Raw genomic sequence first — 6,678 nt, forward strand, 5'->3', positions numbered from 1 at the left:
GTTTTTGGTACTGCCTCTGTTCTTTCGATTTGAACACATGAAGGCGCAACGCCTATCCGTTGGTCTATACGCCCTATACATGTGCCTTATCATGGTCACGCTAAACTCATTCAACCCCATCAGCAACCAGCTCATGTCGATGATTGCCGGGGCGAATCCCGATCCTTCCGTTCTTGGCTTCCTGTGCGCAGGAATTGCCGCGCTGGCAACGGTCGTCCTTGGCGCTGTCAGCTGCGCCATCAGCACCAAGGTCTACCGGGCACGCAACCTATAGGCAAGCGCGGTATCATTGGACATGCGCCATAGATCTGGCGTGGTCTTTTTTGAGGAGGCGCTCAACCCGTGTCGTGGGTCGCAGCAGCATTTGCGTCAGCATTCTTTGCCGGCATCACATCCATCTTGGCCAAATGCGGCATCAAGCAGACCGACTCCGATGTCGCGACGGCCATTCGCACCTGCGTGGTGCTCGTTTTCGCCTGGGCAATGGCGGGCATTTCTGGATCCATTGGAACCATCGGCAGCATCGAACCCAGATCTTGGCTCTTTCTCGTCCTCTCGGGACTCGCTACCGGTGCTTCGTGGATTTGTTACTTTAAGGCGTTGGGCATCGGAGACGTCAATAAGGTCGTACCGGTCGACAAGATGAGCACCGTACTCGCCGCACTGATCGCCATCGTGCTTTTTGGCGAGACGAGCAACCTTGCGGTTAAGCTCGTGGGAACCGCTGCCATCACCCTCGGCACGTTTTTAATGATCGAGAAGAAGCAGTCTGCCGGACCCGAGCAGCAGCAAGACCGGACCTGGCTCGCTTACGCCCTCGGCGCCGCCGTGTTCGCGGCGCTCACGTCCATCCTTGCCAAGGTTGGCATCGAAGGCGTCGAGTCAAACCTGGCCACGGCAATCCGCACCTGCGTGGTACTGGTTATGGCATGGGCGATCGTGGCAGCCAAGGGAAAACTGGATCAGGTCGCGCACGCTGACCGGCGCGAACTCACATTTCTCGCAACATCGGGCATCGCGACCGGAGCATCGTGGCTGCTCTATTACTACGCCATCGCCACAGGCCAGGTGAGCGTCGTGGTGCAGATCGACAAACTATCGATTGTCGTATCGGTACTATTTGCGCGCCTGGCATTCAACGAAAAACTCTCACGACGCAACGCCATCGGTCTCGCCCTCATCGTCCTGGGCACCGCCGCGCTCGCGATTTGGAAATAGCGCGGCCAGCAGCCGCTACATCCTCACACCTGGTTTGGGATGCCTGTACTGACCGTGGGATGCCGTGCGCTTACCGTGCGAGATGGCAAATTTTGGACAACAGTGCAGGCAACGAAGGCAGGCTGCGCACTCCGGCTTTGTCCAGACGGGAAGACCGTCGCGCATCTCAATTGCCACCATGGGACAGCGTTTAGCGCAGAGGCCACAGCCGATGCAACGGCTAGCATCAACGGCAAACTTGCTCGTCTGCTGCATGCGCGGCAGCCCAAACGCGTGATACGCGCACGATGCAAACAGGGGCACGCGATGGCGCATCATGTCGCCCGTGCGCCGCTCCCGCACCGCTTCGATCACAGCATCGATCTGCACCTCGGCCGCCTTGTTGATGTTCTCGACTTTTTTGGAGTCGGACAAATCAAACACGGGCGTCCAGGTATCGGGCATCTTGACGCTCATCGCTGCATCCAACTCGAGTCCACTCTCGTGTAGCAGATCGCGGGCAAACTTGCCCGATTGCCCGGTCGTCGAACCATACGTCGAGACATAGAACGTATACGGGTGCTCGCCGCCCTTTGCGCCGGCAGCAATCGACAGGTCGGCAGTCTTTAAAAACTCGATCATCGGCGTCGGCAAGCCCCAGGCATACACCGGGGCGACAACCCCCAGCTGGCAGGGACCTTCCGTCACAGCAAGGTGAAGGGCCTCGGCATCAAAACACTCAATCGACATAACTTTGTCGTCTGTCGCCGCCGCAATGCGACGGGCTACATGATCGCTGTTCCCCGTCGCGCTAAAGTACAGAATCATCTCGCGCCTCTGGAATTGACTCGTGAAAAACCGTGCTACTTGCGCAGCGGCTTGGGCAGCGGAATGCCGGCGGCGATAACGGCGGCGATGATCATGCAGACGATACCCTTGAGTGGGAAGCACATGAGCAGCAGGCCCACGACCATGACCGGCTGGCGCATGACGGCGCCCATCGTCGATGCCGTGCAGACGGCGACGCAAAAGACCGGATCGGCGCCGGTGAGGATAGCAAGGCCATAGCCCAGGCTCACACCCGAGAAGATAACCGGGAAGAAGTGACCGCCGCGCCAACCAAGGTTGATGAGGGCGGGCGTCAGCATGGCCTTAACAAGACCGGTCGCGATAAGCACGCCGGCGGGGATGGTCAGGTAGGTTTCCATGAGCACGTCGGCCTGGGTCTCGCCGGCAAACATGGTGTAGGGCAGGACCGTGCCGCAGATGGCGAGCGCCAGACCGGCCAGCATGGCTTTGACGACAGGGCGCGCCCCTATTGCATGAGCAAGCGCTTCGCTCGCGTGCTCAGAGACAAAGTACAGCCAGCCGCAGATTGTTCCGATCAGCGACAGAGGGATGAGCCAGATAAGCTCCAGATTGCCCACCACGGCAGCCTCGAACCTCGGCATACCCATGCCGCCGCCCATGAGCTGGCCGAGCAGCAGGTAGGTGCCCAGGCCGCCAGCAATCGCGATGCCGTAAACCACGGTCTTTTGCGCCTTGGGCAGCCTGATGGTGATCTCACCGGATTCGGAATCCTCACCATCGCCGGCACCCTGGCCGTCAGCACTTCCGGCAAGCGGCGCCACAAAGCCAAACACGGGCGCGGTAAAGAGCGCCGTCAGAGCAGCCTGGGTGCCCAGCAGCGTGAGCTCCCTAAACTCGGCGCCAAAGCGACGCATACGGTCGCCGACCCAGCTGCACAGACCTGCGATAACGCCGGTCAGACCGGCCTCCGGTCCAATACTTCCACCAAACAGCAGCGGCAGCAATGCCGCGAGCGAAAGCTTGCCCAGGTTGTCGTACGGGTAGCGCCCGTCTTGCTTAACCTTTGCCATCACCTGGTTGAGGTCATCGGTCTTGGTGCCCGTCATCTTTTCGTACAGGCCAATCACCAGGCCGCCCAGCAGGCAGACAAAAAACGGGTACGGCAAAAAGCCAAACGGGCCGCTGGCGAGTTCGGGCGAAGAGACACCCAGCGCGTGCGGAATCTCGGTCCACAGGCAATCGATACCGTGCTCCATCGCAAAGAAGAACAGCCAGACCGCAGCGCCGGCAAGCGCACCGGTAACAGCAACACTGACTAAAAACAGCGCACGATTTGTGGGTTTGGCAAGCTTATCCATCGGGTCCTCCCGCGGTCAAAGTCGACATAGATACGTTTTATTGTAGAGCGAGTGTGGCCCAGACAAGCCAACCGTCTGCGCCGCAAACGGCACCATTGGGAGTCATAGTGGGGCAGGCTCAAGGCTTATCCGTTGATAATCGAGGCAATCTCGCGCAAATCGTCGGCAAAGTAGATGCCGCGCTGGCGCCTCGGGCTCGAAAGCCCTTTATCAATCATGTGCCCGAGCAGCGCCTTGAGATCGTTGTAGTAACCGTCCAGGTTATACAGGATGCACGGAGCACTCAGGTGCCCCAACGACACCGCAGACATGACCTCGGCAATCTCCTCGAGCGTGCCCGTCCCACCGGGAAAGGCGATGAACGCATCGCCGAGCTCAATCATCTTGGCCTTGCGCCCTGCCATATCACTCGTCACGATAAGGTCGTCGATGCCATCGTGCTGAAACTCGGCCTCGATAAAAAAGATCGGCTCCACACCCGTCACATGACCGCCAGCATCGAGTACGCTATCGGCAAGCGCACCCATCAGGCCCGATTTGGACCCGCCGTATACCAGCGCGTGCCCGTTGGAGCCAATCCAGTTGCCCAGCTCTTGCACCGCAGGCAGAAACGCCGGGTCATTGCCGACGCTGGCGCCCAGATACACGGTGATATTCATATTCAGTCCCCCCAATCGTGACGCGCGGCGCCCGTTCTAGCGCTGGCGTCGACGATATTCGCGCACGCGACGCGACAGGTCGGCGAGCTCGTCGCGATCGAGCTCTTCCAAATGCTCCAGATCGTCCATAAAGCGCGCCATGGTGTCCTTTTGGCGCATCTTGATAAGCGTATTGCAGTAGTTCACCGCCACGCCCGTGATCATGGCGATGTAGAAAATGCTGATAACGCTCAAGACGACGGTAATAGCACGGGCGACCGGTGTTTCGGCCGGAATGTCACCAAAGCCGATGGTCGAGACCGTCTCAAAGCTAAACCACAGGCCATCGCCAAACGTGAGGGTCGTGGGCTCGGACAACCAGACGGCCGTCGAGCACAGCAGGTAAAAGATAAGAAACAGGCCCGTGATGCGCGCAAAGCCAGCCTGTCGCAACACATCGGCAAGCGTCCTCAACTTGTTCATCGCGACCCCTTTTCCCAGACGCCCAATCACATTCGCTCGGTATTGTCCCACGCCTCCCCCGCAAACGGAACTAGTCATCGGGGACGTTCTTAAATGACTAGTCAAACAAGAACGTCCCCGATGACTAGTCGTCAGTGCCGGGCGGGACCGTTTAGCGGTGCAGCTGCCGACTGGGCAGGCTGAGCTGGTATCCTTATGCGGTAATGTCTCGATTCGTTAGGATTGCATGTGAGAGCTTCCGCTGTCCTTCGTTCAGTTATATATCGCACCCTGGCCGTCGCGCTTGCCGCGCTCGCCATACTGAGCACCATCATGCCCGCCCCCATCTATGCCGCCAATACCGATCAGCAAGTCAAGACGGTCCGCGTCGGCTGGCTCGTCAGCAACGAGGGCTTCCAGAACGGCACCCCCGGCGAGCGTCTCTCGGGATGGGGTTACGAGTACCTCCAGACTCTGTCGTACTACACGCCCGGCTGGCAGTACGAATACGTCTCCGGCACCTTCACTGAGCTTATGGACATGCTCGAGGCGGGCGAGATCGACCTCATGCCCAACATCTCCTACTCCGAGGAACGCGCCCAAAAGCTGCTCTTTTCCTCGAACCCCGAGGGCACCGAGCGCTACTACATCTACGCCAGGCCCGACCGTGACGACCTCGCAAAGGGTGACCCTCAAGCACTCCAGGGTCTCACTATCGGCTGCAACCCCGGCGTTATGCAAACCTTCGTTGGCCAGCAGTGGCTCGCCAACGAAGGCATTACCTGTACCTATAAGGAAATCAGCAGTAACGGTGACCTTTTCGATGCGCTGGCAAACGGCGAGGTCGACGCCATCATCATGAACGACACGACCTCGTCGCCCAGCGCCTCCCCCATGTTCTACATTGGTTCGAGCGACTACTACTTTGCCGTCCCCAAAAGTCGCCCCGACCTGATGGACGACATCAATGCCGCCATGACGGCAATCGCCCGCGTCAACCCACGCTATATCGACGAAGTCAAATCTAACTACTCGGCCCAAAACAGCGGTTCATCATCGCTCAACAGCCCCGAACGTTCCTGGCTCAAAGCAAATGACAACACCATCACGCTCGGCTACATTACGGGCAAACTCCCCTACTGTAACGAAGACGAAGACGGCGAAATGGAAGGTTCGCTCGCATCGCTTGCGACGACGCTGCACGATAAATTTGGCATTACGGTCAAAACCGTCGCCTTTGATAGCTACAAGATGATGTCAAAGGCCTTGTCAAAGGGAAGCATAGACGTTGCGCTACCGGTATACCGAGATTACTGGTTTGCCGAGCAAACAGGCGTTGTGCAGTCGATATCGTTGGGGACCATGCCCCTCACCGCCATCCACACCGGCAGCAACCTGAACAAAGACCTTCAGAACATCGCCTGTACCAAATCGTCGTTTGTCAACAAAAATGAACTTGAAAGTCTGTTCCCCACAGCAACCGTAACCGAATACCAATCCGATGATGAAGCGTTCGACGCCCTCAGGAAGGGAACGGCGCACTGCATCGTCGCTCCCAGTTCACGCGTAAAAACCATCGGTGACCGTTACGATCTCGAGGACTGCGAGACGACCGAGCTCCCTGACACCTGTGAGCTCTCGTGCTGGATTTCGCGCGGAAAACCCGAGCTGTTGGGAATCATCAACAAGGGCATCATCAATGCCGGAGAATCGCTCTCCGCAAGCAATTTCTCCTCCACGTCGTACACGGCCCAGGAATCCAACACGCTTCAATTCCTTTATCGCAACCGCACCGCCATTGCCGCTACCCTCATCGGTATGTTGTCGGTCGGCATCGTCCTGCTCATCTGGGCGCTCGTGCGCGCTCGAACCGAGCGCAAAAAAGCCGATGCTGCCAACGCCGCTAAGACGGCATTCCTCACGCGCATGAGCCACGACATCCGCACGCCGCTCAACGGCATCCTAGGCCTTATCGAAATTGAGGAATTGAAGGAAGGCGATATGCAAGTCGCCCGCGAGAGCCGTGCCAAGGCGCGCGTTGCCGCCAATCACCTGCTCTCGCTGATCAACGACATCCTCGAGATGGGAAAAATCGAAGACCGCAAGCTAACACTGGAACATGCGCCTTTTAACCTCAAAGAGCTCTGTGACGATACGCTGGTGCTGTGCAAGCTCCGCGCGTCCAGTAACGGCATCACAATGCAGGACAATAG

At 58.4% G+C, this 6,678-nt stretch carries 7 protein-coding genes; 3 read left to right on the plus strand and 4 right to left on the minus strand.

The window, feature by feature from the left end:
- Both AB5405_RS08450 and AB5405_RS08455 read left to right on the plus strand, forming a co-directional pair.
- On the plus strand, positions 1-274 hold a 274-nt coding region (locus tag AB5405_RS08450; RefSeq protein WP_368138176.1), incomplete at its 5' end, for a hypothetical protein.
- Positions 275-342: 68 nt separating this feature from the next.
- Positions 343-1,218, plus strand: coding sequence for an EamA family transporter (locus AB5405_RS08455; protein ID WP_368138177.1), 876 nt, complete (start codon positions 343-345; stop codon positions 1,216-1,218).
- Positions 1,219-1,233: 15 nt separating this feature from the next.
- Here the strand turns inward: AB5405_RS08455 and AB5405_RS08460 are convergent, their stop codons facing one another.
- From AB5405_RS08460 to AB5405_RS08475, 4 genes are all read right to left on the minus strand, one after another.
- Positions 1,234-2,025, minus strand: a complete 792-nt coding sequence (locus AB5405_RS08460; RefSeq protein ID WP_368138178.1) for an EFR1 family ferrodoxin — start codon at positions 2,023-2,025, stop codon at positions 1,234-1,236.
- Positions 2,026-2,060: 35 nt separating this feature from the next.
- Positions 2,061-3,365, minus strand: a complete 1,305-nt coding sequence (locus AB5405_RS08465; RefSeq protein WP_368138179.1) for a chloride channel protein — start codon at positions 3,363-3,365, stop codon at positions 2,061-2,063.
- A gap of 125 nt (positions 3,366-3,490) precedes the next feature.
- On the minus strand, positions 3,491-4,024 hold the full coding sequence (locus AB5405_RS08470; protein WP_368138180.1) for a TIGR00730 family Rossman fold protein: 534 nt from the start codon (positions 4,022-4,024) through the stop codon (positions 3,491-3,493).
- A 36-nt stretch (positions 4,025-4,060) separates the two neighbouring features.
- Positions 4,061-4,486, minus strand: coding sequence for a potassium channel family protein (locus AB5405_RS08475; RefSeq protein WP_368138181.1), 426 nt, complete (start codon positions 4,484-4,486; stop codon positions 4,061-4,063).
- Positions 4,487-4,714: 228 nt separating this feature from the next.
- Here AB5405_RS08475 and AB5405_RS08480 point away from each other — a divergent pair.
- The coding region (locus tag AB5405_RS08480; RefSeq protein WP_368138182.1) for a transporter substrate-binding domain-containing protein at positions 4,715-6,678 on the plus strand (1,964 nt) is incomplete at its 3' end.

This window comes from Collinsella aerofaciens (assembly GCF_040920445.1).
GTDB classification, from domain to species: Bacteria; Actinomycetota; Coriobacteriia; order Coriobacteriales; family Coriobacteriaceae; genus Collinsella; species Collinsella aerofaciens_BH.